Here is a 26,784-nt window from a genome sequence, read left to right as displayed (position 1 = left end):
AATCTTTGAGTCACAATAGGTTTACATTCGCTTTTCTTTTTTTATTTTTCAGCTGTATTGCATTAGCTCAAAATGCTAGCATTAAAGGGCTGATTTTGGATGCCGAAAAGCATCCTGTTGCAGATGTAAATGTTTCTTCGCAGAATATTTCTGTGCAATCTGATTCAAATGGATTTTATGAAATTGTAATTCCATCTAATAAAAAAGTTTCTTTGGTTTTTACTCACGTTTCCTTAAAAATGATAAGTCTGACGGTTAGTTTGAAAACGAATGAAGTTTTTATTTTTAATCCGATTATGAATGATTCTGAAGAGCAAATGGGTGAAGTTTTTGTCTCTTCTGGAAATAGAAAACGTGTTCAAGGAATTACATCAGTTGATACAGAAACGATAAGGAAAATTCCAGGTGCAAATGCCGGAATCGAAAATATTCTGAAAACACTTCCGGGCGTTAATTCAAATAACGAATTAAGTTCGCAATACATGGTTCGCGGTGGGAATTATGATGAAAATCTAGTTTATGTAAATGAGGTAGAAGTTTATCGCCCTTTCTTAATTCGTTCTGGACAGCAAGAAGGACTTAGTTTTACCAATACAGATTTAGTTCAAAATATTGAATTTTCTGCGGGCGGATTTCAAGCCAAATTCGGAGATAAATTATCGTCTGTTTTAGATATTACCTATCGAAAACCAACTCAATTTGGCGCAGCTTTCGAAGCCAGTTTTTTAGGAGGAAGTGCTGCTGTAGATTTGGTTTCGAAAAATAAAAAATGGTCTGCCGTAACAGGAGTTCGCTATAGAAATAATAGTCTTTTGGTTAATAGTCAAGATACGGAGACAAATTATAAGCCGACTTTTGCCGATATTCAAACCAATGTGAATTATGATATTTCTGAAAAATGGCAAATGAGCTTTTTAGGAAATATTTCTCAGAACAAATATTCGTACGAGCCTTTGGTTCGTCAAACAAATTTTGGAACAGCAGATCAGCCAATGGCACTTTCGGTTTATTATGACGGACAAGAAAAAGATCAATATGATACGTATTTTGGAGCTTTAAAAACTACTTATAAAGTTTCGCCAACACTTACTTTAAAATTAATTGGGTCTTTATTTCATACCACAGAAAAAGAGCATTTTGATATTTTGGCGCAATATCGCTTAGGAAATGTAAATGCTGATCCGGAAAATGCTTCTCCAATAGATTTTACACGCGGAATTGGATCTCAACTGAATCACGCCCGAAACGATTTGGATGCTTTAATTGCCAATATCGAATTGAAAGGAATTAAAAATTGGAAAGAAAGCCAATTAGAATTTGGTTTGAAATATACCAGAGAATCAATTCGAGATCGAGTAGTGGAGTGGGAAGTAATCGATTCTGCAGGATTTTCAATAAATCCGCCTTTGATAATTCTGCCAGAAAACAATCAGCCTTACACGCCTTATGCAGGGCCACTTTTGCCTTATAAAAATATTCGTGCGACAAATTTTAATGCTATAAACCGTTTTTCTGGTTATGCGCAGTGGAACAAACAATCAGAAATTGGTTCAAATCAGATCTGGTATCACTTGGGAGCGCGTTTTCAGGGGTGGAATGTCGAAGGCGCTTTAGAAGAAGGAAAAACCCAGTTTGTTGTAAGTCCGCGTGCGCAATTTGCTATAAAACCAGATTGGGAGCGTGATATGGTTTTCAGGATTTCTGGAGGATTGTATCATCAGCCGCCTTTTTATAGAGAATTGCGTGATTTGGATGGAGTGGTGAATCCGAATGTTAAAGCGCAAGAAGCTGTTCATGTTGTTTTGGGTAACGATTATAATTTTAAAATGTGGAATCGCCCTTTTAAATGGGTAACAGAGCTTTATTATAAATCACTTTCAGATGTAAATGTGTATTCGATAGATAATGTTCGAATTCGTTATGTGGCCAATAATAATGCAAAAGCGTACGCGCAAGGTTTTGATTTTAGGTTGAATGGCGAATTTGTGCCTGGAACAGAATCTTGGGTAAGTTTTGGTTATATGAAAACCGAAGAGAATTATGAAAATAAAGGATATATCGCTCGTCCGACAGATCAACGTTTAAAATTTGCGATGCTGTTTCAGGATTATATGCCTAATATTCCGAGTGTAAAGGTTTATTTGAATTTGGTTTACAATACAGGTTTGCCGGGCGGCGCGCCCGCCTATACAGATCCATATTTGTATCAAAACAGATTGAATGATTACCGAAGAGCCGATATTGGTTTTGCAAAAGTTTTTGTAGACAGCAGTACGCAGAATACCAAAAAAGGCTGGCTGAAAAACTTTAAAGAATTGTCTCTTGGACTCGAAATTTTTAATCTCTTTAATAATCAAAACGCGATTACAAATACTTGGGTTCGTGATGTGTATTCAAAAAATCAATATGCGATTCCAAATTATATGACTTCGAGGGTTTTTAACGTTAAGTTAAATGCAAGACTCTAATCTCGCTTTCTTAAAGTGTATAAAATTCAATAAAAACAAAAAATACAATCAAAAATAGTATATTTGATAATCGTATATAACCATTATAGATGAAAAAGTATTTTAAATATATCGCCGTTATACTTGTCGGAACGGTAATTAGCTGTCGAGAAGAGGTTCAAAAGCCAAAAGTAAGTTATGGCGCTTCAAATAAAGTAAGTGTCACAAAAGCAGATTCTACACAAATCGAAATTGCCGATCTTCCTATTCAAATGGAAGGAACGGATTACTTGATTCACCCAGTTGGAGATTTAAGAGTTTATGAGCGAGGTTCAAAAGCAAGATTTGGTTCTTCTAGTGTAAATGATGTGAGTTTTACAATTTCTAATTTAGGTGAATATGAAATTACGGGTTATCTGCAAAATCTGAAATTCCAAAAAGTAGACTCCGATTCTATACGTCCATTATCAGATAAGCCAATTTTAATTTTAACTGCTACTTATTTAAAAACCGTTGCAGATAGAACACATAATAATGTTATGGTTTACACACTAACAGATTCTGATACCAACAAAGACGGAAAAATTGATACGAGCGATATCAAAACTTTATACTTAAGTGATATCAGTGGAGAAAACTTCACAAAAGTTTCGGCTGATTTAGAAGAACTGGTAGATTGGAGTTTAATTGAGTCTAAAAACCGTTTGTATTTTAGAACAATTGAAGACACCAACCAAAATGGTCAGTTTGATAAAAACGATGTATTGCACTATAATTATATAGATTTGGCTTCTAAAAAATGGGAGGTTAAGGCGTATAAGCCTATTTAAGGTTCTGAGGTGCTAAGCTTCAAGGGTTCAAAAGTTTTGAGAAGAGTAAAAGAGAAATAGAAAAAAGCGGATGGAAATTTTAAAAAAATTTTCCATCCGCTTTTTTTCATTTAATGAAAGTAAAAAATCATTCTAATCTTTTAATCTGTGGCTAAAAAAACCTTTGAAGCTTAGCACCTCAGAACCTTAAATCAAAATATCACTTTCTAGATCCGATTTCTCAATTTCAAAACCAAAATCCAAGCGTTCAACCAATTCGATTACCAGCTTTTTATACCAGTTTTCAGATTTTGGATGAATGTATATCTTTTCAATTAATTGATTAATATCTACGTTAATTTTTAGTCCGTCGTTTAGTTTGATGTCGCTTTTGGAAGTGTCGGTCAAAATGCGGACTTCACGTTCGTATTGAAAGCTTTTTCTTTTGAACAAAAAAGGGAAAAATAAGTCATCAAATGGAATGTATTCTTTTCTGTAATCGATGTAATTAACCTCGCCGATGAATTGGTCGAAATTATTTTCAGGTTTTAATGCTTTCTGCAATCTTCCAATTGTAGATTGAATAGCTAAACCTTCGCTATTTTGAGTAAAAATCTGCCACATAGCAAAAGATTCGTATTCGTTAATATGCCAGCTGCTTATGGCAACTTGTTCGCGATGCGTTTTATAGTATTTTAAAAAGTCAGGATTGTCAGTAGCGAGCTTTTTAATCTCTTCATAAGTAGGTTCGCTAAAAGTGCCTTCATATTGGTCTTCAAATTTATCTGAACGAGACATAAAAAGTTTTTTCGAAAGCAATAAATCAAGAAATTTAGATAAGTCCAAATATTTCCAAACGATAGTGTTAGGATCTTCAGGAAGAGTAATGTTGGGGTTGTTAAGATACATTTTTGTGAGATTAAACGATTTATTCTTTAACTCACCTAAAGTTATAAAAATAAACACAGATTAAAGAAATTAAACCGAGTTTTAATATTTCCTTAATCTGTGTTTCTTAATTTGGTTATGATTTTTCTCTTACGATTCAAAAGACTGCATAGTAACCAATTTATTATAAGTTCCGTTGAGCGCGATTAACTCTTCGTGTGTTCCCTGTTCAACGATTTTACCTTTTTGCATTACGACAATCACATCTGCTTTTTGAATGGTAGAAAGTCGGTGCGCAATTACGATCGAAGTTCTATTCTGCATCATATTTTCAAGCGCAACCTGAACAAATTTTTCACTTTCTGTATCCAATGCCGATGTTGCTTCGTCCAAAATCATAATCGGAGGGTTTTTCAATACGGCACGAGCAATTGATAAACGCTGTTTTTGTCCTCCAGAAAGCTTGTTTCCGCTGTCTCCTATATTAGTATAAATTCCATGCTGCAGCTCTTTTACAAATTCGTAAGCATTGGCAATTTTCAATGCTTCGATAATTTCGTCATCAGTTGCATCTAATTTCCCTAAAGCAATATTTGCTTTAATGGTGTCATTAAATAAAATGCTGTCTTGTGTAACCAAGCCCATCAAACTGCGAAGTGAATGCAGATTCATGTCTTTAATGTTGATTCCGTCAATCGAAATTGTTCCGTCATTCACATCATAAAAACGAGTTAATAAATTTGCAATAGTACTTTTTCCACTTCCAGATTGCCCAACCAAAGCAACAGTTTGTCCTTTTTTAATTTGAAGCGAAAAGTCCTTTAAAACGGTTTCTTCTTCATATTTAAAGTTTACATTTTGAACGCTGATAGTGTCATCAAAAGTTGTTTTTTCAACGGCATTTTCTTTAGATGCAATTGTGTTTTCCTGTTCTAGAATTTCAAGAACACGTTCTGCAGCGGCATTTCCTCTTTTCACTCCATAAGAAGCTTTAGAAATAGCTTTGGCCGGAGTTAGAATATTGTACGCCAATCCCATGTAAGCAATAAAAGAAGGCCCGTCAAGAGTTTTGTCTATTAATACCATTTGGCCTCCATACCAAAGTAAAATAGCAATGACAGTAATTCCCATAAATTCACTTGCTGGTGATGCTAAATTTTGACGATTTCCAATACTGTTTGATAATTTGAAAAAACGTTCTGTGGAGTTTTGGAAAACAGTATTAAAGTAATTTTCAGAATTATAACCTTTTACAACTTTTAATCCACCGATGGTTTCTTCGATTGTAGATAAAAAGTGTCCTTGTTCCTGCTGAGCTTTTGAAGATTGCTTTTTAAGCTGTTTTCCGATTAATGAAATAATATACCCTGAAACAGGAATAAAAATGAATACAAACAAAGTCAGTTTGACACTAATGATAAGCATTGTTGTAATCGTAAATATAATCGTTAAAGGTTCTTTTACAATAAGCTCTAAAATGGCTAAAAAGGAAGTTTGCACCTCATTTACATCGGCAGAAATTCTGGAAATAACATCTCCCTTTCTTTTTTCAGAATAAAAAGCCAAAGGGAGTTCTAGTGTTTTTTTGTATAACGCATTACGCATATCTCTTAAAACACCATTTCTTAAGAAATTAATAAAAAACATGGCCAGATAATCGGCTAAGTTTTTTAATAAAAAGATTGAGATTATAATAGTAACCATTACCGCTAAGACATAGCCAGGTTCATTATTCTGCTGCGAAGTTGTAATGTAGTATGCTAAATAATTCTCGCCATATTCTTTTATTTTGAATATACCTTGATATACAGGTTCAGTTGTGATTTTTTTTCCTTTTTCGAATAAAACTTGAAGCATCGGAATTAAGGCAACAAAAGATAGTGTGCTGAAAAGTGCATACAAAATATTGAAAAAGATATTTAAGAATGCATATTTTTTATACGGATATATAAAAGGAACTATTTTTTTGAAAGTACTCATTTATTTTTGGGTGTTATTTTTTTGGCTTTTAAAAATCTCTCACAAAGTTTTGAGATTTTCGATGTTTATTTTTGTAGGGACAAAATTAATCCAATTGAGGTGTTTTCAATTTCTTTTTAGTTTTTTTTATAAAAAAACTCTGGTCAACATTTAAAAAATGGATGCCAGAGCCTTGATTAGTAGATTTTAAATTGTGCAGACATTGTCTGCACAATTTAAAATTTGTAGAATTAATTCAATTGCATATCTGCAATAATATTCTTGATTTTTCCGTCTAAGAATTTTTCTGCTTCGTCAAAATCTGAAACCGATTCGATTTCTGCATTTACACTGATGTAGAATTTAATTTTAGGCTCAGTTCCGCTTGGTCTTGCGCAAATTTTTGATCCGTCTTCTGTGTAATAAATCAATACATTCGATTTCGGAATATCCATTGTCGATTCTGAACCATCTAATAGGTTTAAAGCAATAGAAGATTGGTAGTCTTCAACCATAACCACTCTTTGTCCGTTGATTTCTTTTAGAGGATTCTCGCGCAAATCAATCATCATTTGGTTGATTTCTTGTAAGCCTTCCATTCCTTTTTTAGTCAATGAAACTAAGAATTCTTTGTAGAAACCATTTTCAACATAAAGCTGTAAAAGTTCTTTGTAAACAGAACTTCCAGCTGCTTTAGCTTGAGCGGCAACTTCGCAGATTAATAGGGTAGCGGCAACAGCATCTTTATCTCTAACGGCGTCTCCAACCATAAATCCAAAACTTTCTTCACCGCCTCCGATAAATTGCAGTTCAGGAAAATCTACGATCATTTTTGCAATCCATTTAAATCCAGTTAATCCAACTTTGCATTCAACACCGTAGCTTGAAGCCAATTCCATCATCATTGGAGTGGAAACAATTGTAGATCCAACAAATTGTTTTCCGTTTAGTTTGCCTGCTTTTTTCCATTGTTTCAATAAGAAAGAAGTCATTAAAACCATAGTCTGATTTCCGTTCAGTAAAATCATTTTGCCTTCGTTATTACGAACGGCAACTCCTAAACGGTCGCAGTCAGGATCTGTACCAACAACAATGTCAGAGTTTGTTTTGTCTGCCAAAGCCAAAGCCATTGTTAAAGCTTCTGGTTCTTCTGGGTTTGGAGATTTTACAGTCGGGAAATTTCCGTCTGGAACAGCTTGTTCTGGAACAATATGTACATTTTTATATCCAGCTTGCGATAAAGTATCTGGAATAGATTTTATAGAAGTTCCGTGCAATGAAGTAAAAACAATATGAAGATTGTCTTTGGCTTCAGCTGGAGTATTAAAACTTGCGTTTTCGATAGACGATTTTATAAAAGCTTTGTCTATTTCGGTATCAATGTACTGAATCAGGCTTTCGTTTGCATTAAATTTGATTTTGTCATAGCCTAAACTTTCAATTACGTTGACAATTTCTTTGTCTTGCGGAGGAACAATTTGTCCGCCATCTTGCCAATATACTTTATAGCCATTATATTCTGGCGGATTGTGAGAAGCTGTTAAAACAATTCCGCACTGGCATTTTAAATGTTTAAGAGCAAAAGATAATTCTGGAGTCGGTCTTAAATCTGAAAACAAATAAACCTGAATTCCGTTTGCAGAGAAAACATCGGCTACCACTTTTGCCAGCGTATTACTATTGTGGCGGCAGTCGTAAGCAATGGCTACTTTTAAAGTTTCGTTTGGAAAAACTTGGTGCAAGTAATCAGATAATCCCTGAGTATTTTTTCCAAGCGTATATTTGTTGATTCTGTTGTTTCCAATACCCATAACGCCACGCATACCTCCAGTTCCAAACTCTAGGTTTTTGTAAAAACTCTCCTCCAATTCTTTTGGAGAAGTGGTCATTAATTCCTTAACTGCAGCTTGCGTTTCTTGGTCAAATGTTGGAGTTAGCCATTCATTTACAGCATTTAATATATTAGGTGCTATATTCATTTAAATTTCGTTTTATGTTTATTCTAAAAATAATTTTTTATCAAGGGCTACAGGTGCTGTATGCAATAATTTTGTGCCTTAATTAAAAAAAAAGATATAAAATAATTCAGAGATTAAGGTATTTAGAAATTAACCTCTCTAGCCACTTTGTAGCGTGCTTCATTGCTTTTGGTTCTAAGGATTATTTCTCCCAAGAAGCCTGCTAAAAATAATTGAGTGCCAAGAATCATAGTTGTTAAAGCAATATAAAACCACGGATTATTTGTCACTAAAGTATATTTCATTCCAGTGTACATATGGTAAAGTTTAGAAACCCCAATGTATCCCGCAGCTAAAAATCCGATGATGAACATTACAGAACCCATAGCACCAAATAAGTGCATAGGTCTTTTTCCGAATCTCGATAAAAACCAAATGGTAATCAAATCCAGAAAACCGTTTATAAAACGTTCCATTCCAAATTTAGTTTCACCATATTTTCTCGCTTGGTGAATCACGACTTTTTCGCCAATTTTTGCAAACCCGGCATTTTTTGCCAAAACTGGAATGTAACGGTGCATTTCTCCAGAAACTTCGATGTTTTTTACCACGACATTTTTGTAGGCTTTCAATCCGCAATTAAAATCGTTTAACTCAACACCAGAAGTTTTTCTAGCGGCCCAGTTAAATAATTTTGAAGGAAGATTTTTTGCCACAACAGAGTCGTAACGTTTCTTTTTCCATCCCGAAACCAAATCGAATTTCTGAGTTATAATCATTTCATACAATTCAGGAATTTCGTCTGGGCTGTCTTGCAAATCGGCATCCATAGTAATGATAACATCCCCTTTTGCTTTTGCAAAACCAGCGTGTAAAGCTTGAGATTTTCCGAAGTTTTTCATGAAGCGAATCCCTTTTACATTTGGGTTTTCGTTAGAAAAGCCTTCAATAATCTGCCAAGAATTATCTGTACTACCATCATCTACAAAAATGATTTCATAAGAGTAATTGTTAGACTGCATCACTTTAATGATCCAAGTATAAAGTTCTTTAAGTGATTCCTCCTCGTTTAGAAGCGGTATAAGTATAGATAAATTCATTTATATTTTTATTCTTGTGTAGATTTGCTTTTAAAAAATGCTGCAAAAATTAATCCGAAAATAGCACTGATCACGATAGCAAAAACAGATCCCTTTAGTAGTTCAAAAGTAGAATACGGATTGGTTTCTTTCATTTTAGCAACAGCTTCATTAATTGCTGATGCCGGTGTGCCAAATTTCTGCATCATACCAACAGTATATTTAATCATAATTTCGCTCAAAGTGTCTTTTGCACCTGGATCAATAACATTAAATAATACAATATTGAAAGTTGTAGATATTAAAATACCAATTACTGCAGCTATAAAATAAGTAGTAAAAGCATCTTTGAAAGGAAAAACGCCGTTTAATTCTTTCTTAGTTTTAGAAAGCATGATAATACTAATGGTTAGACTTATTACAAGTCCTAGTATTCCCATCCACCAAGCTGTAAATAAGTTTAAATCAACAGCGTAGATTGTAGCGGTAACCAAAGCCGATGCAATTCCGATCATTACACCATAAGTAACTCCATTCTTTTTTATAACTTCATTAATCATATTTCGATATGTTTAAAATTAATCCACAAATATAGTAATTCCCACTATAATCAGATATAAAAAAAGCTTTTCGAAATAAACTAAAAAAAAGTAAGCTAACTGTTTGTTTATTAAAAAAGAATTGTAAATTTGCACACTCAAAAATAATTAAATTTTTAAACAAAAAAGAGTATTGCTTATTTATACCTTTTTCTAACCATGAAAAAGCTTCAAAATGAAAATGCTCTAAAACAATAAATAAAAGAAAAGATGAAAAAAGGAATTCACCCAGAAAATTACAGATTAGTTGCGTTTAAAGACATGTCTAACGACGAAGTTTTTATCACTAAATCTACTGCAGATACAAAAGAAACAATTGAAGTTGACGGAGTTGAGTATCCAGTTGTAAAAATGGAGATTTCTAGAACATCTCACCCTTTTTATACTGGTAAATCTAAACTTATTGATACTGCAGGACGTATTGATAAATTCAAAACTAAATACGCTAAACACGCTAAAAAATAATAGCTGTTTTAAATTATACAGAAAGCCTTCCAATCTTGGGAGGCTTTTTTTATGCATATGGTTATGGGAAACGGATAAAACGGATTCGCTTTCGCGAAGACGCTGATTGAAACGGATTTTTTTTACTTATTAGTTTTACAATTAAAATTCATTCTATAAAATATATAAAATCCGTTTTTATCTGCGTCCCAAGTTATTTTAATATTAAAAATATACTCTTTTTTTAGAATAGGATAATACACGACAAATACTACAATTAAAATATTTGTAACTTTGACCCTAGGTAACCAAACTAATTTTTAATAAACACTCAATTATTTATGAACTACATTCTTTTCGACGGTCCCGTTCGAAATGCTTTATTACCCTTTACTTTTACAAGACCTGTAGCCGATATTTTAGTCGGAATTATGACTATTCGCCAGAAATGGGAAAAATATTTAGGTTCGACTATCACGACTATTACAGAGGAATATTTATCGGAAAAATTCCCAATGGTCGAAATGGAAGAAAATGTAATGATCAATGCAGCGTATTTGCCAAATGATACTCTTGCAGAGATGGTTTCTAATTTAACGGAAAATCAGGCAATCTTTAAAGGTGAAGATGTAATTGCTTTTTATGCGAATGAAAATCAGGAAGAAGTCGATTTTGATTCTTACGAAATTATTCCATACAACGAAGATTGTATCACTATTGAACATACTTGGGATATTTTCTCTAAAAATGATGCTGCTATTCGTCAGGATTTTAAATATCTGACGGAAGATCGCACATCGCAACCAATTCCGAAAAGCGTTAATGTAATTTCGCCAGAAAATATTTTTATCGAAGAAGGAGCAAAATTAGAGTTTGTAACTTTAAATGCTTCAACAGGTCCTATATATATAGGTAAAAATACCGAAATTATGGAAGGAACCACAATTCGCGGCCCTTTTGCTTTATGCGAAAATGCTATGGTAAAAATGTCGGCCAAAGTGTATGGCGCAACAACTGTTGGACCTGGCTCTAGAATTGGTGGTGAAGTTAAAAACTCGGTTCTTTTTGCTAATTCAAATAAAGGGCATGAAGGTTTTCTAGGTGATTCAGTTTTAGGTGAATGGTGCAACATTGGCGCAGATTCTAATAACTCAAACCTAAAAAATAATTATGAAGAAGTAAAGCTTTGGAGTTATGAAACTGAAGGTTTTGCAAAAACCGGACTTCAGTTTTGTGGTTTAATGATGGGAGATCATAGCAAATGCGGAATCAATACCATGTTTAACACTGGAACAGTTGTTGGTGTAAGCGCTAATATTTTCGGATCTGGTTTTCCTCGTAATTTTGTTCCGAGTTTTTCTTGGGGTGGCGCTGCTGGTTTTACCACTTATGTAACCAAAAAAGCTTTTGAAACAGCACGTTTGGTTTTGTCAAGACGAAATATAGATTTTGATGCAACAGAACAAGCAATCCTAGAACACATTTTTGAAGAAACTAAAAAGTGGAGAAAAGACTAAATTTAATTGAGATAATTGGATAATTAGTCAATTAGATAATTTTTTCAAACCCGATAGGTTTTTAATCTGTCGGGTTTTGTTTTTTAGCCACAGATTAAAAGATTAAAAAGGATTTTTAAAATCATAGTTGAAAAAAATCAGTGAAAATCCTATAATCTGTGGCCTATATTTTTACATGGCTAACCCGACAGATTTTCAAAAACCTGTCGGGTTTTGTTGTGTTTAAAGTTTTGAGGATTTTCCAATTATCTAATTTTCCAATTATCTAATTTTCTAATTGACACATTCTCTAATTGACACATTCTCTAATTGCCTTATTTGTCGATTTTTACGAAATTTTCTTTTAAGTTGAATTTTAATTCTAAACCATTAGTAAGTTTCGTTTCATAACCAGAACTTCCAATTTCTATTTTGGTTACTTTTTCTTTTGGGAAATTTGTTTTAATGTACGAAGCGATTTTTTGAGGAACAATAGATTTTGGAATTTTAGTGTTTTTGCCATCAACTTCTTTCCAATTTCCTTTTTTGTCGAACTCAATTTCAATTTCGTTGCCAAATTTAACTTTATATTCTGTCGAAAGAATTTCTTTGTCTTCTAATATGTAGCTCGGTTTTTTTGATCCAAAATGAGTTTTTAAAAAAGTTTGGGCATTTGCAGGTAAAGCTTCTTTTTTTATTACCGTTTTTTGTGCATTTGCAGAAAATCCAAATAGTAATCCTGCAATCAAGTAAATCAGTTTTAATTTCGTTCTCATATTTTGCTGGTTTTTAAAATTATAGTACAAGTTAAGGCTAAATTTTTTAAATATTTAAAAACGATTTGAGTTTCATTGATTAGAATTGAGCCGCTGTTTTAGTAATTAAATTGTCTAATTGGCACATTTTCAAAATTATCTAATTTTCAAATTGCTCAATTATCTAATTAATCTATCTTTGCAGCACGAAAAAAATGGGTGGTCAAATAAACGATTAACCGATTAAACAAATTAACAAAGACAAATGATTACAGTTAACGATATTTCGGTTCAGTTTGGTGGAACTACACTTTTTAGCGATGTTTCTTTTGCTATTAATGAAAATGATAAAATTGCCCTTATGGGGAAAAATGGTGCGGGAAAATCGACACTTTTAAAGATAATTGCTGGTGTAAACAAACCTTCTACAGGAAATATTTCTGCTCCAAAAGAAGCTGTAATTGCCTATTTGCCTCAGCATTTGCTTACTGAAGACGGTGCAACTGTAATGGAAGAAGCATCAAAAGCTTTTAGCGAGATTTTTACAATGAAAGCTGAAATTGACGAAATCAATGAGCAATTGACGGTTCGTACTGATTATGAAAGTGACGAATACATGAAATTGATTGAAAGAGTTTCTGACTTAAGCGAGAAATTTTATGCAATTGAAGAAGTAAATTATGAAGCTGAAGTAGAGAAAATCTTAATAGGTTTAGGTTTTGAGCGTGAAGATTTCACACGTCAGACTTCTGAGTTTTCAGGAGGATGGAGAATGCGAATCGAATTGGCTAAAATTTTATTGAGAAAACCAGATTTGATTTTGCTGGATGAGCCAACCAACCACATGGATATTGAAAGTATTCAATGGTTAGAAGATTTTCTTTTAACTCAGGCAAAAGCAGTTGTGGTAATCTCGCACGATAGAGCGTTTGTAGATAATATTACCAATCGTACAATAGAAGTTACGATGGGAAGAATCTACGATTATAAAGCAAAATATTCTCATTATTTAGAATTAAGAAAAGACCGTCGAATTCACCAGCAGAAAGCGTATGACGAACAGCAAAAAATGATTGCAGATAACAGAGCTTTTATTGATCGTTTTAAAGGAACTTTCTCTAAAACAGATGCAGTTCAGTCTCGCGTAAAAATGTTGGAAAAACTAGAAATTGTTCAGGTTGACGAAGTAGATACTTCTGCATTGCGTTTGAAATTTCCTCCTGCTGCGCGTTCTGGCCAGTATCCGGTTGTGGTTAAAGAAATGTCTAAAGCGTACGGAGATCATGTTGTATTTAAAGATGCAAATATTGTAATCGAGCGCGGACAGAAAGTGGCTTTTGTTGGAAAAAATGGTGAAGGAAAATCGACGATGATTAAAGCGATTATGAAAGAAATTGGCGTTGACTCTGGAAGCGTTGAAATTGGTCATAATGCGCAGATCGGATATTTTGCTCAAAATCAAGCCGCTTTATTAGATGAAAATGCCACAATTTTTGAAACGATTGATGGTATTGCAGTTGGCGACATTAGAACCCAAATTAAAAATATTTTAGGAGCTTTTATGTTCCAGGGTGACGATATTACCAAAAAAGTAAAAGTGCTTTCTGGAGGTGAAAAAACGCGTTTAGCAATGATTAAATTATTGCTGGAACCTGTTAATTTATTGATTTTGGATGAACCTTCAAATCACTTGGATATGAAAACGAAAGATATTATTAAAGATGCACTGCGCGACTTTGATGGAACTTTAATTCTGGTTTCTCACGACCGTGATTTCCTTGATGGATTGGCGACTAAAGTTTTCGAATTTGGAAATAAGCGTGTTAAGGAACATTTTGAAGATATTGCCGGTTTCTTAGCTCATAAAAAAATGGATTCTATGAGAGAGATCGAAAAGTAAGAAAATATATATTCTATAAATAATGAAAAGCACAAGTCAATTCTTGTGCTTTTTTTATTGCTTTTTATCGAAAATGCTGCTCATTTTTTAAAACTTCAAAATATGACTTAAATCATATTTACTGCACAAATATCAAATTATTTTTATTGTAAGAATAAACACGTTAACGTGTTTGGTGTAAAAATTTTAATTTAATATTTATGAAGCTGGTGAGTAATTTTTTTGGACTAAGAGTCTTTCTTCTTTTGTTAATTTTTCCTTTTCTCTCGCATGGACAAACAAACGAAACGAATACTCAAAATGAAGTAAAATATCCGCAACTTAAATTTCAGGGACTTTTTCAGGGTCGCTATTTAAGTAGTTTTAGTAATGATGTCGATGCTGTTACGGGATTGCAGCATACAGATGGAAAAGCAGTCGAAAATACATTTGACATTAAAAGAATGCGATTGGGTGTTACTGCAAAATTAGGAGAAAGTTTTGATATTTCTCTTTTAGCCAATTTTGCCGATTTTAAATCGGATCCTAAAGGGAAAGTATTAGAAAATGCATTTTCGCGATATACTTTCAATAAAAATATTGGTTTTATGGTTGGACAGTTCAGACCTGCCTTCGGTATAGAAGAAACAAATCCTGCCGACATTCTTAAATCTTTTGATTATTCCAATCAATATAATGAATTTGGAAATAATGGATGGACTAGTTTTCAAATCGGTGCTTCGATGTTTGGAACTTTTAATCTGGCTTCAATTCCTGTTACTTATGCGCTTTCTGCTGTTAATGGAAACGGAAAAGATCAGGTTCAAGATAAGGATAACGGAAAACAATATTCTTCGAGACTTGTTTTTGAACTCAGTAAAAAATACAACTTTAATTTAGGCTTGAATGGTGGTATTGGAGAAGTCTACAATAATAAAGTATTTGCTGTTGGAGTAGATGTTACAGCCGACTTTAAATTGGCCGACAAATGGATTCTGCAAACACAATTGGAAGGTAAACAGGGAATCAATCATTTCTTATATTATTCTTTGGATACCGATGCCAGAACAGGCAATCTGAATGATTATGAGATGCGTGGCGCCTACTTTTTACCCAATTTGAGATATGAAATTAAATATCAAAAATTAACTGCAATAGAATTTTCATGCCGTTATGAATACTTCGATAGAAGCTTTAAGATTAATTCAAATGCTAAACAAACATACACTCCAATGGTAGGTTTAGAGTTTGGAAAAGGATATACAGGCAGAATCGAAATGGGAATGCAATTGGATAATTACAAAAAGAACATTCCTAATACAACGAACTACGACAACAACTTGTTCATCATTCAGTTTCAAGGCAGATTTTTTTAATACTTAGAAAACCAACCTTTCAAACGCACTAACTAAAAACAGAACTAAAAATGAAATTTAATATAAAAATATTCCTTTGTCTTTTTCTTATACTGACAGGAATGAGTGTTTGTTTGGCTAACCAGAATCAAACAGAAAGTAAAAAAGGAGCGGTTATTTCGGAGCAAGTTATTGCTGAAGCTTCTACTTTCACAGATAAAGTCCAATCAAGTTCAATTACGAATAAAGAAAAAAAACTAGATACAACTCTTGCAAAAGCAGAAAACGGCACTGATAAAAAATTGCCAACCAATGCCCCATTTTTATTTTGGAGTCAATTGATTCTGCTTTTGGTTATAATTTATTTTGGAATAAAATATGGAGGTATAGCATTAGGTATGCTCGGTGGTCTCGGAGTTACACTTTTGGTTTTTATGTATGGTGTTGAGCCAGGTAAACCTCCTGTAGAAGTAATGCTTATTATTCTTGCCGTAGTGACGACATCATCATCATTAGAAGCAACAGGAGCGCTTAATTTAATTGTAAGTTATGCTGAAAAATTACTGCGTAAAAATCCAAGTAAAATAGTGTTTCTAGCACCTCTGACAAGTTTTACACTTACTATGCTTGTGGGTACTGGACATGCCGTTTATCCATTATTGCCTGTTATTTATGATGTTTCGATTAAGAATAGAATTCGTCCGGAACGGCCTATGGCAATGGCGGCAATTTGTAGTCAATTAGGAATAACGGCCAGCCCGATTTCGGCGGCAGCGGCTGCTTTGGTTGGGATTTTTGCAGTAGCAAACTTGCATGTAAGCCTTATTGATATTCTTAAAATTACAATTCCTTCTTGTCTTGCCGGCTTGCTTCTTGCCGCGCTTTGGAGTTTAAAAAGAGGAAAAGATTTAGAAAATGATCCAATCTTTCAGGAAAAAATTAAAGATGAAGAACAGCGCAAATATATTTTCGGAGATTTAGAACAGCAGACTAATAAATTTGGCAAGAAATCTAAAACCGCTTTAGCCCTTTTCCTCTTAGGAATTTTAGGAATTGTAGTTATTGCCATTTTTCCAGATGTTATTTTGCCTCTTGACAAAGAAGGAAACCCTTTAAAAATGAGTATTGTTTTGCAATTTGTAATGCTTGCTGTTGGAGCAATTATACTTTTTGCGACAAAAATAACTGCAAAAAGTATTTCTGATACTAAAGTGTTTAATGCAGGAATGGTTGCGGCTGTAATGATTTTTGGTATTGCCTGGATGAGTGATACTGTAATCGAAAATAACAAGCCTTATATTTTATCTTTAATAAGTGAAACGGTGACGGCGCATCCATGGACTTTTGCTTTAGCTATGTTTTGTGCTTCAGCATTTCTAAAAAGTCAGGCAGCAACATTATTAGTAATTATGCCTTTAGGGATTTCCTTAGGAATTCCAACTCCCGTTTTGTTGGCTTGTATACCTGCATCTTATGCTTATTTCTTTTTCTGTTTTTACCCAAGTGATTTGGCCGCTATAAATTTTGACAGATCTGGGACAACAAAAGCAGGTACTTGGATACTAAATCATAGTTTTATGATTCCAGGTTTAATTGCGGTCTGGACAGCAGTTATTGTAGGTTTTGGACTAGTAGAACTATTATAAAAAAAACAAGATAATGCTAGATCAATTATAATTTTGATCAGTATAGGTTTAAAAAAAGCACAAGTTGATTCCTTGTGCTTTTTTTTGTTTTTATTCTTTGTTAATAAAATTTTAATGCGGATTTTTTTACACCTTAGATTTATTTTTATTATTTTAGATCGTGTTTTAGGTTGAATGCAAGGGAGTTATCTTTTTTATAGAACCAAAAACTGATTTAATCAGGCAATAGAATTTTAATTTTTTATTTATGGAGTTCGTGAGCAAACCACTAATAAGAATTGTTTTTGTCTTTCTATTTTTTCCTTTTTTTATAATGGCTCAAGGCGATGTAAATCACGGAGAAGAAATTAAAAATGTCGTAAAATATCCAGAATTTCAGTTTAAAGGCCTTTTTCAGGCACGTTATCTGCAAAGTCTTAGTAGCGATGTAGATGTTTCGGGACTTCAGCATTCTACAGGAGATGTTGTTCAGAGTACTTTTGATATAAAAAGAATGCGTGTTGGGCTTAATACCAAATTAAGCGAAGCGACAGAAGTGGTAATATTAGTCAATTTAGCCGATTTCAAATCGGATACAAAAGGCAAGGTGTTAGAAAATGCTTACGCAAAATATACCTTCAATAAATATTTTGCTGTTACCGGAGGGCAGTTTAGACCCGCTTTTGGAATTGAAGAGTTGGTTCCTGTAGATATTATTAAATCTTTTGATTTCTCTAATCAATATTATGAATTTGGAAAAAATGGCTGGACCAGTTTTCAAATAGGCGCTTCGTTAACAGGCTCTTTTGATGCTGGAAAAGTCCCAGTCAGTTATGCTTTTTCTCTTTTAAATGGAAATGGAAAAAATGTTGAAATGGATAAAGACAATGGAAAACAATATTCTACAAGATGGGTTTTTGCACTTTCAAAAGAGTATAAAATTAATTTGGGCTTAAATGGTGGTATCGGCAAAGTGTTTAAGGAAGATGTTTTTGCAGTCGGAGCAGATATAACCAGCGATTTCAAATTAACAGATAAAATGACTTTTGATTTACAGATCGAATACAAACAAGGAACCAATCATAATTTATATTTCTCAATTCCAGCGGATCAAAGAATAGGAAATGTGGCTGATTATCAAATGCGTGGGGTTTATTTTCTTCCCAATCTTCGATATCTCATAAACTATAAAAAACTTACCGCACTGGAAGCCTCGTGCAGATATGAAAGATTTGATCCGAGTTATAAAATAAATTCCAATTTAAGACAGACCTATACACCAATGATCAGTCTAGAATTTGGGAAAGCATACACGGGAAGAATAGAACTCGGATTTGAAATGGACCGTTTTGACAGAAGTATTCCTGATACCACTACTTATAATGATAATTTATTTATCATACAGTTTCAATGTAGACTTTAATATCGTTTTATCTTATGAAAGAAGTAAAAATTCCTCAGACCATAATCACATTAGTAATCGGAATTGCAATCTGGTTTATTCCTGCTCCAAACGGCGTGAAAGCAGAAGCATGGCATTTGTTTGCCATATTTGTGGCTACGATTTTAGGCATTATCCTAAAAGCAGCGCCAATGGGAACCATGTGTATGATTGCCATTGCTTTGACCGCAATGTCTCAAGTTTTGGCACCTGGAGATCCTGGAAAAGCAATCACTTTGGCTTTGAAAGGATTTGGAGATAAGGTAATCTGGCTTATTGGAATTTCGTTTTTTATTGCAAGAGGTTTTATCAAAACGGGTTTAGGAAATAGAATTGCATTTCTATTCATAAAAATATTCGGAAAAAGTTCGCTTGGATTGGCGTATGGTCTAGGTTTGGCCGATTTGGTTCTGGCACCTGCCGTTCCGAGTAATACAGCAAGAGGAGGAGGAATTATTTATCCGATTATGAAATCCATGTCGATGAGTTTTGGTTCATTGCCAGATCATCCGGAAACGCATAGAAAATTAGGTTCTTATCTAACTTTAAATAGTTATAATATGAATCTGATCGCTTCCTCAATGTTTTTAACAGGAACGGCCAGCAATCCGATGTGTCAGAAGTTTGCATTGAATTTAGGAATCAAAATCACTTGGATGTCATGGGCAGCCGCGGCGATTGTTCCTGGTTTGTGTGCCTTTTTTGTTATTCCGTTTGTTTTATATAAAATATATCCGCCAGAATTAAAGAAAACAGACGATGCTCCGCAGATTGCAACTCAAAAACTAAAGGAAATGGGTGCAATAACAAGAAACGAATGGATGATGCTGCTTACATTTTTTATTCTGCTTTTTCTCTGGATGACAGGAGATTTGTTTTCTATAGATGCCACAACTACAGCTTTTATTGGATTAGTAATTTTGCTTTTAACGTCAGTACTAACTTGGGATGACGTAAAAGCCGAAAAAGGGGCGTGGGATACTATTGTATGGTTTTCTGTTTTGGTAATGATGGCGAGTTCGCTCAACGAATTACGTTTTATAGCTTGGTTTAGCGATTTAGTAAAAGCAGAAATTGGCGGATTAAGCTGGCAAATGGCTTTTCCTATTATTATATTGGTCTATTTCTTTAGTCATTATCTTTTTGCAAGTGCAACTGCGCACGTTGCAGCAATGTACGCAGCCTTACTTGGTGTTGGTGTTTCGCTCGGAATTCCAGGGTTGCTTTTAGCCTTTATGCTTGGTTTTGTTGGATCGCTTTACGGAACTTTAACGCATTATGGTCACGGTCCGGCACCTGTATTTTTTGGGAGCGGTTATGTTGACTTAAAGAGCTGGTGGGTCAAAGGGCTTATAACCGGTCTGATTATGCTCTTAATTTATATGGTAATAGGAGGATTGTGGCTCCGAGTTATTGGCGACTTTTAGATTCTAATTCCAGGAGGAAGCAATTCTTTGTATCTAGGATTTTTTTTGAAAAAAGAAACAATCTTTGGGTGAATAGGAACTACTCTATAATTTTTTTCAGAACTTAATTCTAAAATATTCTTCAATAAAGTATTAATTGCTTCTTCGTTCTCGTAAGAATCTGGCTTGTTGATTTTGGTTAAAAAAATCTTTTTTTCTTGAAAGGAATACTCAACTGCTAACATACCTTCAGGGATGACAGTTTCAAATTGGCGTGCAAAAGTGTTGTCTTTGATTTCCATAATTACAGAAGTTTCCATAGTAATTTTTGTTAGGTTATTGGTAAATAGTGAATTTGGGATACGAAACATTTTTTGAAAGAAAACTCTTTATAAGGTTTTAAATCGATAAACATCTCGAAATGCAAAGGTAATCATTTGATTTTCAATATTAAATTATTTTTTGCAGCTGTAGACTTTAAGTTATTGTTCAAAGTTTATTTTTTTTGAGCAAGTACTATAAATAGGTCTGAAATTTGATTGTCATGATATTAAAAAAAGTAACTTTATTTTTTAGAATAATATACTAATGGTAATTTCATTTTAATGTTATGAGTAAAATTCCAGTTTATTTTATGCCAGGTTTGGCAGCAAGTTCGTCTATTTTTGAAAGGATAAAATTGGATGAAACTATTTTTGAAATGCATCTTTTAGAATGGGAAATTCCCAATCCAAAAGAATTGCTGTCAGATTATGCGCTTCGAATCAGCAAGAATATAAAACATGAAAATCCAGTTTTAATTGGAGTATCTTTTGGCGGAATTCTGGTTCAGGAAATTGCAAAACATATTCAGGCAAGAAAAATAATTATTATATCGAGCGTAAGAAGCAATGCCGAATTTCCGAGGAGAATGAAAATAGGCAAAAGAACCAAAGCGTATAAGTTGATTCCGATGCAGTTGATCTTAAATATCGAAAAGCTTGCAAAATTTTCATTTGGAGAAAAAGTCAATAAAAGAATAAAATTATACGAAAAGTTTTTATCTGTTCGTGATTTAGGCTATTTGCAATGGGCTGTAGAAAGCGTTATTCTTTGGGATAGAGATAAAATTGACGAAAATGTAATTCATATACACGGAGATCAGGACGATGTTTTCCCGATAAAATATATCAACAAATGTATTCTAGTAAAAGGCGGCACACATATCATGATCTTGAATAAGTATAAATGGCTGAATGAGAATCTGCCTTCAATAATATTGGAAGAATAGTTTTGTTTCAAGTTTATTTTTTTTCAGGTTTCAAGTTTAAACCGACGTCATAGTTTTTACGTTTGAACTTTGACAAAGCTTGTGCAAAGTAATGGTAAAGTATCTATAAAGTTTGTTTTCCTGAACGAATTCAAAGAACCGTAAAGTAAGGACACGCATTATAGAAGCACAATCAACCCTTTTAAACACGCACCCAAAGCAACTTGAAACCTGAAACCTGAAACCTGAAACCTGAAACTTGAAACTTAAAACCTGAAACAAAAAACAATTCCATAAAATAAAAACCTTTAAAGCTTTTCATATTCATTAACAGAAATTTTATCTTCAAGTAATAGGATAACCTTTTTTAAACTTTCTATAGTTTCCTTTCGTGATTCTGCAAGATCTTTATAAATCACATCCGATTCTGAAACGTTATTTCTAAAATCTGTTGCTAAAATCATAGGCTCATTGCCTTTTATAAGCCATTCGCAATTGTAAGCAGGGAAATTTTCAACAAGATTAAGAAGCCATTTTGATTGAATATCACTATTATGCGATATAGCGCGCGTCAAGACACCCTTACTGGCGCCGATTATCAGTTCCAATTTAGTTATCGTAATTCCTTCATTTTCTGCCAGCAACTTAATACGCTCTAAAATAGGATTCATTTATAGAAATTAACCTCAATAAAAATTACATGCATTCTTTGATATTACATTTTAGTTTCAATATTTTAAACTAAAGCAGTAACACGCAAAAGTACAATAAAATTTTTATAATAGTAAAACTGATTATTTAAAATAATCATATAAATACTACAATATCAAGATACTATTTAAAATATTTACAGAATGTAATTTACAACTAAATAAAAATAATTATACTCAATATCCTAATTTTAGAAAAAGAAAAACACATTAAAATGGGCATTATGATCTAAACATTACTTTTTATGGCTACTTTAGAAGCCTCTCAGATTTAAAAAAGTAAGAAATTATCTTCTATAAAGTTTTGTTAGATTAAAATTATCAACTACCTTTGTGATACTTTTTAAACAATCGAAATGATGAATGCAAATAAGAACAAAATTTATAAATCTTATGATTCAAATATTTTAGAAGCGTTGTTTTTAAAATATAATGTCTCTAAGTATTATATCCGTCAGTCTATTAGCGGAGCAGTTAGTGGAGTCAAACCGGATAGTATCAAGAAAGATTATGCTAAAATGGTAAAAGCCAATGAGCAGACCATTTCTAATCTGTTAAAAAATGTAGCCGATTAACTTTTACTCTAGTAATAGAGTCCACATTCAAACAAAACACGCCGCACTTTATATTTCTAGGCTACACTTAATAGTACAAAAATTAGTATAAGGCTTACTCTATATACTTACTTTTTTACAAGACCGCACTTATAAACAGGAACATCAAAATTCCTTTTTACCGCAAAGGATATTTTTACCTACTTGTTTCTGATTTAAATAAAACCATGCTATTTGGTTCTCACCGTTGCCAAATTGTAACTTCTACACGGCCTCATTAAAAAAATAAGGACATCTTAAAATAATTTACTATCGGATTTAATTTTCAACCTATGGAAGATAATTATCTTATTTTAATAGTATAAAAACTTTTGTGGGTCATACATCTTTCACTGTCGAGGTAATTTTGCACCATAAATTAAAATCTAGAAAACCTATGAACATGAATAACAACATTTTAGATATTAATTTAAAATTAAAGGACAAATAATAAGATAAAAATTTGATCATGAAAACTACAATGAAAAAGGTTACAAGCGCGGCAGCTCTTGCTTGTTTTATGACCATCGGCATCCAAAGCGCTTCTGCTCAGGTAGGGATGTCAGGAAATAATCCTGATAAGTCTGCAGCATTAGATCTTAATGCAACAAATAAAGGTTTACTTGTTCCTAGAGTAAATTTAACAAGTCTTTCCGATAAGGCAAGTATTAACGGAGGAAATCCTGCGGTGAGTTTAATGGTATATAATACAAACGCTACTTTAGGGGCTGGTTTTTATTACTGGAATGGTACGGCTTGGGTAAAACTTTCTATTACTGGCGACGGCGATAACTTAGGGGATCATACCGCTATTAAGGATTTAAACATGAACTCAAAAAATATTAACAACGTTAATATTGAGTATTTTAAGGATCAGGTTGGTGGCAATCCAGATACTTATTCATTAACTAAAAATAATGGAAATTTTGGTATTTACTCTAGTAAGAATAAAGCAAATGATCTTTATATTGAAGAAGGTACCCGTAAAACTGTTGTTCAAAAGCTAGCAGTTAATCAAAACTTTGATGATTCTAAACCTATAGTACCCGGTTCTGTTGCTACTTCTGCAGATAATAGCGGTAATTTGGTTTGGAAAGATGCTGCAACTTTTATTAAAAACAACCAGGTTCAATCTGATTGGAATACGACTAACGCTTCTGATGCTTCGTTTATTAAAAACAAACCTGCCATACCAACGGTAACGGGTGCTGAAACAAAAGTGCAAGCAGGTAATGCCGTCCCTGGTAATGTTATAACTGTAAATGGAAAAGGTACTAGTGCGGAGCCTTATGCTATTAGCGGTGATAACTTGGGTAACCATACAGCTACAACAACATTGAACATGGCAAATAAAGATATAGATAATATTAATAATGCCTTTGTAAATTATGAACTTAAGCTTCGTGATAGAACAACAACTAATACAAAGTATTACGGGTTTAATAAAGTAAACGGAGTTTTAGGAGTTTTTAACTCTAACAAACAGGGAAATGATATAGAGGTGGATGAAGGAACCCGTAAGACTACTCTAAATAACATTGCCATTAGTAATGGTACTACTGCTAATAATAAACCGCTTGCAGGTTATGTGGCTATTTCTGTCGATGATAAAGGTAGCGTAGATTGGAAAGACCCTGCCACAATAGGGACTAAGCAGGTTCAGGCGGACTGGAATACGATTAACACCTCTGATGCTTCGTTTATTAAAAACAAACCAGCAGCTGTAACCGGTGCTGAAACGAAAGTAAAAGCAGGTACTGCACCTATTACAGGTAATCTTGTAACTGTAACAGGAACAGGTACAGCGACTGATGCATACATTATTAGCGGTGATAATTTGGGTAACCATATAGCTATGCAGGATTTAAATATGAGCTCAAAAAATATTAACAACGTTAATATTGAGTATTTTAAAGATCAGGTTGGTGGCAATCCAGATACTTATTCATTAACTAAAAATAATGGAAACTTTGGTATTTACTCTAGTAAGAATAAAGCAAATGATCTTTATATCGAAGAAGGTACTCGTAAAACCGTTGTTAGGAAATTAGCAGTTAATGAAAATGCTGATGGTTCAGCCATAGCGCAAGGTTATATTGCTACTTCGTCTGATAATAGTGGTAATTTAATTTGGAAAGACCCTGCTACAATAGGGACTAAGCAGGTTCAGGCGGACTGGAATACGACTAACACCTCTGATGCTTCGTTTATTAAAAACAAACCTGCCATACCAACAGTAACCGGTGCTGAAACGAAAGTGCAAGCAGGTAATGCCATCGCTGGTAATCTTATAACTGTAAATGGAAAAGGTACTACTGCTGAGCCTTATGCTATTAGCGGTGATAATTTGGGTAACCATATAGCTATGCAGGATTTAAATATGAGCTCAAAAAATATTAACAACGTTAATATTGAGTATTTTAAAGATCAGGTTGGTGGCAATCCAGATACTTATTCATTAACTAAAAATAATGGAATTTTTGGTATTTACTCTAGTAAGAATAAAGAAAATGATCTTTATATTGAAGAAGGTAGCCGTAAAACTGTTGTTCAAAAGTTAGCAGTTAATCAAAACGCTGATGATTCTAAACCTATAGTACCAGGTTCTGTTGCTACTTCTTTAGATAATAGCGGTAATTTAGTTTGGAAAGATGCTGCAACTTTTATTAAAAACAATCAGGTTCAGGCGGACTGGAATACGACTAACACCTCTGATGCTTCGTTTATTAAAAACAAACCTTCTATAACCGGTGCTGAAACCATAATAAAACCAGGTACTAATCCTGATAATATTGTAACCGGAGCAGGTACCAGTGCTAATCCTTATATTATTAGCGGTGATAATTTGGGTAACCATAAAGCTGCTCGGGATTTAGATATGAGCTCAAAAAATATAACAAGCATTAATCGTGCTGAGGTAGGTTATGAGCTACAGATTAAAGACAGAACAACTACTAATACCAATTATTTTGGACTAAATAAAATTGACGGTAAATTTGGTGTTTACAATAGCAAAGCAAGTGCATTTGCATTAAATATTGATGAATCAAGTAATGTAGGGATTGGTACAACTACACCTTCAAAAAAATTGGAGGTTAATGGTACAGCAAAAGTTGCAGATAAGATGTATTTGGGTACTGCCGCAAAAGCACCTCAAGATGGAGTTTCGCAATTAGTTAGAGACAATACTACTGGTGAGGTATATGCAGTAGGAACTGGAGCAGGAAATACTAAAGCTTTTAATAGTGTTAGATACATAATTAATAATGTTGCTGGAGATTTTGTTAATGATTTGGATATTAAGGTAAATGCTGCAGATTATACTGTAATTGTGGTAGGATCTTCTTTTGATCCTCGTGGTGGCGGACTTAAAGCGTCTAATGGTGGTACTTTTACACCACTCAATGTATATGCTTTTATACAAAACGGAACTTGGCATTTGTCAGCTGATTACGCCGGAGGTACTACTTCTAATAATTTAAATGGAAACTGGACACTTTATTGTATGATTATAAATAATTCTATGGTTAATACTTTAGGTGATCAAAGTGTTAATTTGTCAGGAAATTCTAGTGGATCTATGCCAGCTGTGGTTAATGGATTATAGAGCTTACTTAACCGATAGCACAGATTTGTAATCTGTGCCCACAAAGGTTGTCAAGTTTTAAAGAGTAATATTTGGAAAGCGCAAACGTCATTTAGACTTTGCGCTTTTTTTGTATTATAAAATAAGCATGTTGTTTAGGTATGATAGTATCGTGAAAATGGTTTTTGATGAATAATATTTATTCACAACTTTATTTTCTGAATTTCTCCATTAAAAGAATACTCTTTAAAAATATTTTGCATACTGGTTTTCAAAACATAACACGATTGAAACTGCGGAAACGAGTTGACAATATATCCGTGATATATTGTCTATGCGTTTTTGAATGCATTTTGAAAATAAAAACGCATAAAAAAAATCCCAAATTCATCCAGTGAACTGCCCCCAAAAAGTTAGACACTATTTGGGGGCATTTTTATGGAAAGAAAAGTTAAATACAATTACGAATTTAAACTTCAATGTATAAAAGAAGTTTTTAAATTTCA

Annotated in this window: 20 protein-coding genes; 12 read left to right on the top strand and 8 right to left on the bottom strand. The window is 33.4% G+C overall.

The window, feature by feature from the left end:
• Positions 1 to 5: 5 nt before the first annotated feature.
• Entirely contained in the window at positions 6 to 2,468 is a 2,463-nt protein-coding gene (locus EG814_RS14310) for a TonB-dependent receptor plug domain-containing protein (protein ID WP_125722585.1), read from the top strand.
• An 89-nt stretch (positions 2,469 to 2,557) separates the two neighbouring features.
• A complete protein-coding gene (locus EG814_RS14305; protein ID WP_125722584.1) occupies positions 2,558 to 3,277 on the top strand; it encodes a CREC-EF hand family protein in 720 nt (239 codons plus the stop codon).
• 186 nt (positions 3,278 to 3,463) lie between these two features.
• On the opposite strand, the gene EG814_RS14300 is transcribed toward EG814_RS14305, so the two are convergent.
• From EG814_RS14300 to EG814_RS14280, 5 genes are all read right to left on the bottom strand, one after another.
• Positions 3,464 to 4,165 (bottom strand): DUF2971 domain-containing protein, encoded by a 702-nt coding sequence (locus EG814_RS14300; protein ID WP_125722583.1) that lies wholly within the window; start codon positions 4,163 to 4,165, stop codon positions 3,464 to 3,466.
• Between the two features lie 129 nt (positions 4,166 to 4,294).
• A complete protein-coding gene (locus EG814_RS14295; protein ID WP_125722582.1) occupies positions 4,295 to 6,124 on the bottom strand; it encodes an ABC transporter ATP-binding protein in 1,830 nt (609 codons plus the stop codon).
• A 230-nt stretch (positions 6,125 to 6,354) separates the two neighbouring features.
• Positions 6,355 to 8,082, bottom strand: coding sequence for a phospho-sugar mutase (locus EG814_RS14290; RefSeq protein ID WP_125722581.1), 1,728 nt, complete (start codon positions 8,080 to 8,082; stop codon positions 6,355 to 6,357).
• Between the two features lie 122 nt (positions 8,083 to 8,204).
• A complete protein-coding gene (locus tag EG814_RS14285) occupies positions 8,205 to 9,161 on the bottom strand; it encodes a glycosyltransferase family 2 protein (RefSeq protein ID WP_125722580.1) in 957 nt (318 codons plus the stop codon).
• Between the two features lie 8 nt (positions 9,162 to 9,169).
• A complete protein-coding gene (locus EG814_RS14280; protein ID WP_125722579.1) occupies positions 9,170 to 9,700 on the bottom strand; it encodes a DUF4199 domain-containing protein in 531 nt (176 codons plus the stop codon).
• A 249-nt stretch (positions 9,701 to 9,949) separates the two neighbouring features.
• Between EG814_RS14280 and EG814_RS14275 the strand changes: the two genes are divergently transcribed.
• Both EG814_RS14275 and EG814_RS14270 read left to right on the top strand, forming a co-directional pair.
• On the top strand, positions 9,950 to 10,204 hold the full coding sequence (locus EG814_RS14275; protein WP_008464817.1) for a type B 50S ribosomal protein L31: 255 nt from the start codon (positions 9,950 to 9,952) through the stop codon (positions 10,202 to 10,204).
• A gap of 320 nt (positions 10,205 to 10,524) precedes the next feature.
• On the top strand, positions 10,525 to 11,700 hold the full coding sequence (locus EG814_RS14270) for a GlmU family protein (RefSeq protein WP_125722578.1): 1,176 nt from the start codon (positions 10,525 to 10,527) through the stop codon (positions 11,698 to 11,700).
• 314 nt (positions 11,701 to 12,014) lie between these two features.
• On the opposite strand, the gene EG814_RS14265 is transcribed toward EG814_RS14270, so the two are convergent.
• Positions 12,015 to 12,455, bottom strand: coding sequence for a PepSY-like domain-containing protein (locus tag EG814_RS14265; RefSeq protein ID WP_125722577.1), 441 nt, complete (start codon positions 12,453 to 12,455; stop codon positions 12,015 to 12,017).
• Positions 12,456 to 12,699: 244 nt separating this feature from the next.
• Between EG814_RS14265 and EG814_RS14260 the strand changes: the two genes are divergently transcribed.
• The 5 genes from EG814_RS14260 (at position 12,700) to EG814_RS14240 (ending at position 20,161) form a co-directional block, all read left to right on the top strand.
• Positions 12,700 to 14,334 (top strand): ABC-F family ATP-binding cassette domain-containing protein, encoded by a 1,635-nt coding sequence (locus EG814_RS14260; protein ID WP_125722576.1) that lies wholly within the window; start codon positions 12,700 to 12,702, stop codon positions 14,332 to 14,334.
• 245 nt (positions 14,335 to 14,579) lie between these two features.
• Entirely contained in the window at positions 14,580 to 15,689 is a 1,110-nt protein-coding gene (locus EG814_RS14255) for a porin (RefSeq protein ID WP_235830979.1), read from the top strand.
• Between the two features lie 50 nt (positions 15,690 to 15,739).
• Complete coding sequence (locus EG814_RS14250; protein ID WP_206430313.1) at positions 15,740 to 17,314, top strand: anaerobic C4-dicarboxylate transporter; 1,575 nt, start codon at positions 15,740 to 15,742, stop codon at positions 17,312 to 17,314.
• A 313-nt stretch (positions 17,315 to 17,627) separates the two neighbouring features.
• On the top strand, positions 17,628 to 18,716 hold the full coding sequence (locus tag EG814_RS14245) for a porin (protein ID WP_235830978.1): 1,089 nt from the start codon (positions 17,628 to 17,630) through the stop codon (positions 18,714 to 18,716).
• A gap of 14 nt (positions 18,717 to 18,730) precedes the next feature.
• Positions 18,731 to 20,161 (top strand): anion permease, encoded by a 1,431-nt coding sequence (locus tag EG814_RS14240; protein WP_125722573.1) that lies wholly within the window; start codon positions 18,731 to 18,733, stop codon positions 20,159 to 20,161.
• Here EG814_RS14240 and EG814_RS14235 read toward each other — a convergent pair.
• The gene (locus tag EG814_RS14235; protein WP_125722681.1) at positions 20,158 to 20,442 is read right to left on the bottom strand and encodes a GNAT family N-acetyltransferase; all 285 of its coding nucleotides are present in this window, start codon (positions 20,440 to 20,442) and stop codon (positions 20,158 to 20,160) included. The genes EG814_RS14240 and EG814_RS14235 overlap by 4 nt on opposite strands.
• Positions 20,443 to 20,750: 308 nt before the next feature.
• On the opposite strand from EG814_RS14235, the gene EG814_RS14230 reads away from it, so the two are divergent.
• Positions 20,751 to 21,410 (top strand): alpha/beta hydrolase, encoded by a 660-nt coding sequence (locus EG814_RS14230; RefSeq protein WP_125722572.1) that lies wholly within the window; start codon positions 20,751 to 20,753, stop codon positions 21,408 to 21,410.
• Between the two features lie 287 nt (positions 21,411 to 21,697).
• Here EG814_RS14230 and EG814_RS14225 read toward each other — a convergent pair whose 3' ends face one another.
• Entirely contained in the window at positions 21,698 to 22,060 is a 363-nt protein-coding gene (locus EG814_RS14225; RefSeq protein WP_125722571.1) for a hypothetical protein, read from the bottom strand.
• Between the two features lie 395 nt (positions 22,061 to 22,455).
• Here EG814_RS14225 and EG814_RS14220 point away from each other — a divergent pair, with 395 nt between their 5' ends.
• Together EG814_RS14220 and EG814_RS14215 are read left to right on the top strand one after the other, a co-directional pair.
• Positions 22,456 to 22,674, top strand: a complete 219-nt coding sequence (locus EG814_RS14220; protein ID WP_125722570.1) for a hypothetical protein — start codon at positions 22,456 to 22,458, stop codon at positions 22,672 to 22,674.
• A 487-nt stretch (positions 22,675 to 23,161) separates the two neighbouring features.
• Positions 23,162 to 26,299, top strand: coding sequence for a hypothetical protein (locus EG814_RS14215; protein WP_125722569.1), 3,138 nt, complete (start codon positions 23,162 to 23,164; stop codon positions 26,297 to 26,299).
• Positions 26,300 to 26,784: the final 485 nt, after the last annotated feature.

It is taken from the genome of Flavobacterium ustbae, assembly GCF_003946915.1.
Lineage (GTDB): Bacteria > Bacteroidota > Bacteroidia > Flavobacteriales > Flavobacteriaceae > Flavobacterium > Flavobacterium ustbae.
This window is presented reverse-complemented; position numbering and strand designations above follow the sequence as displayed.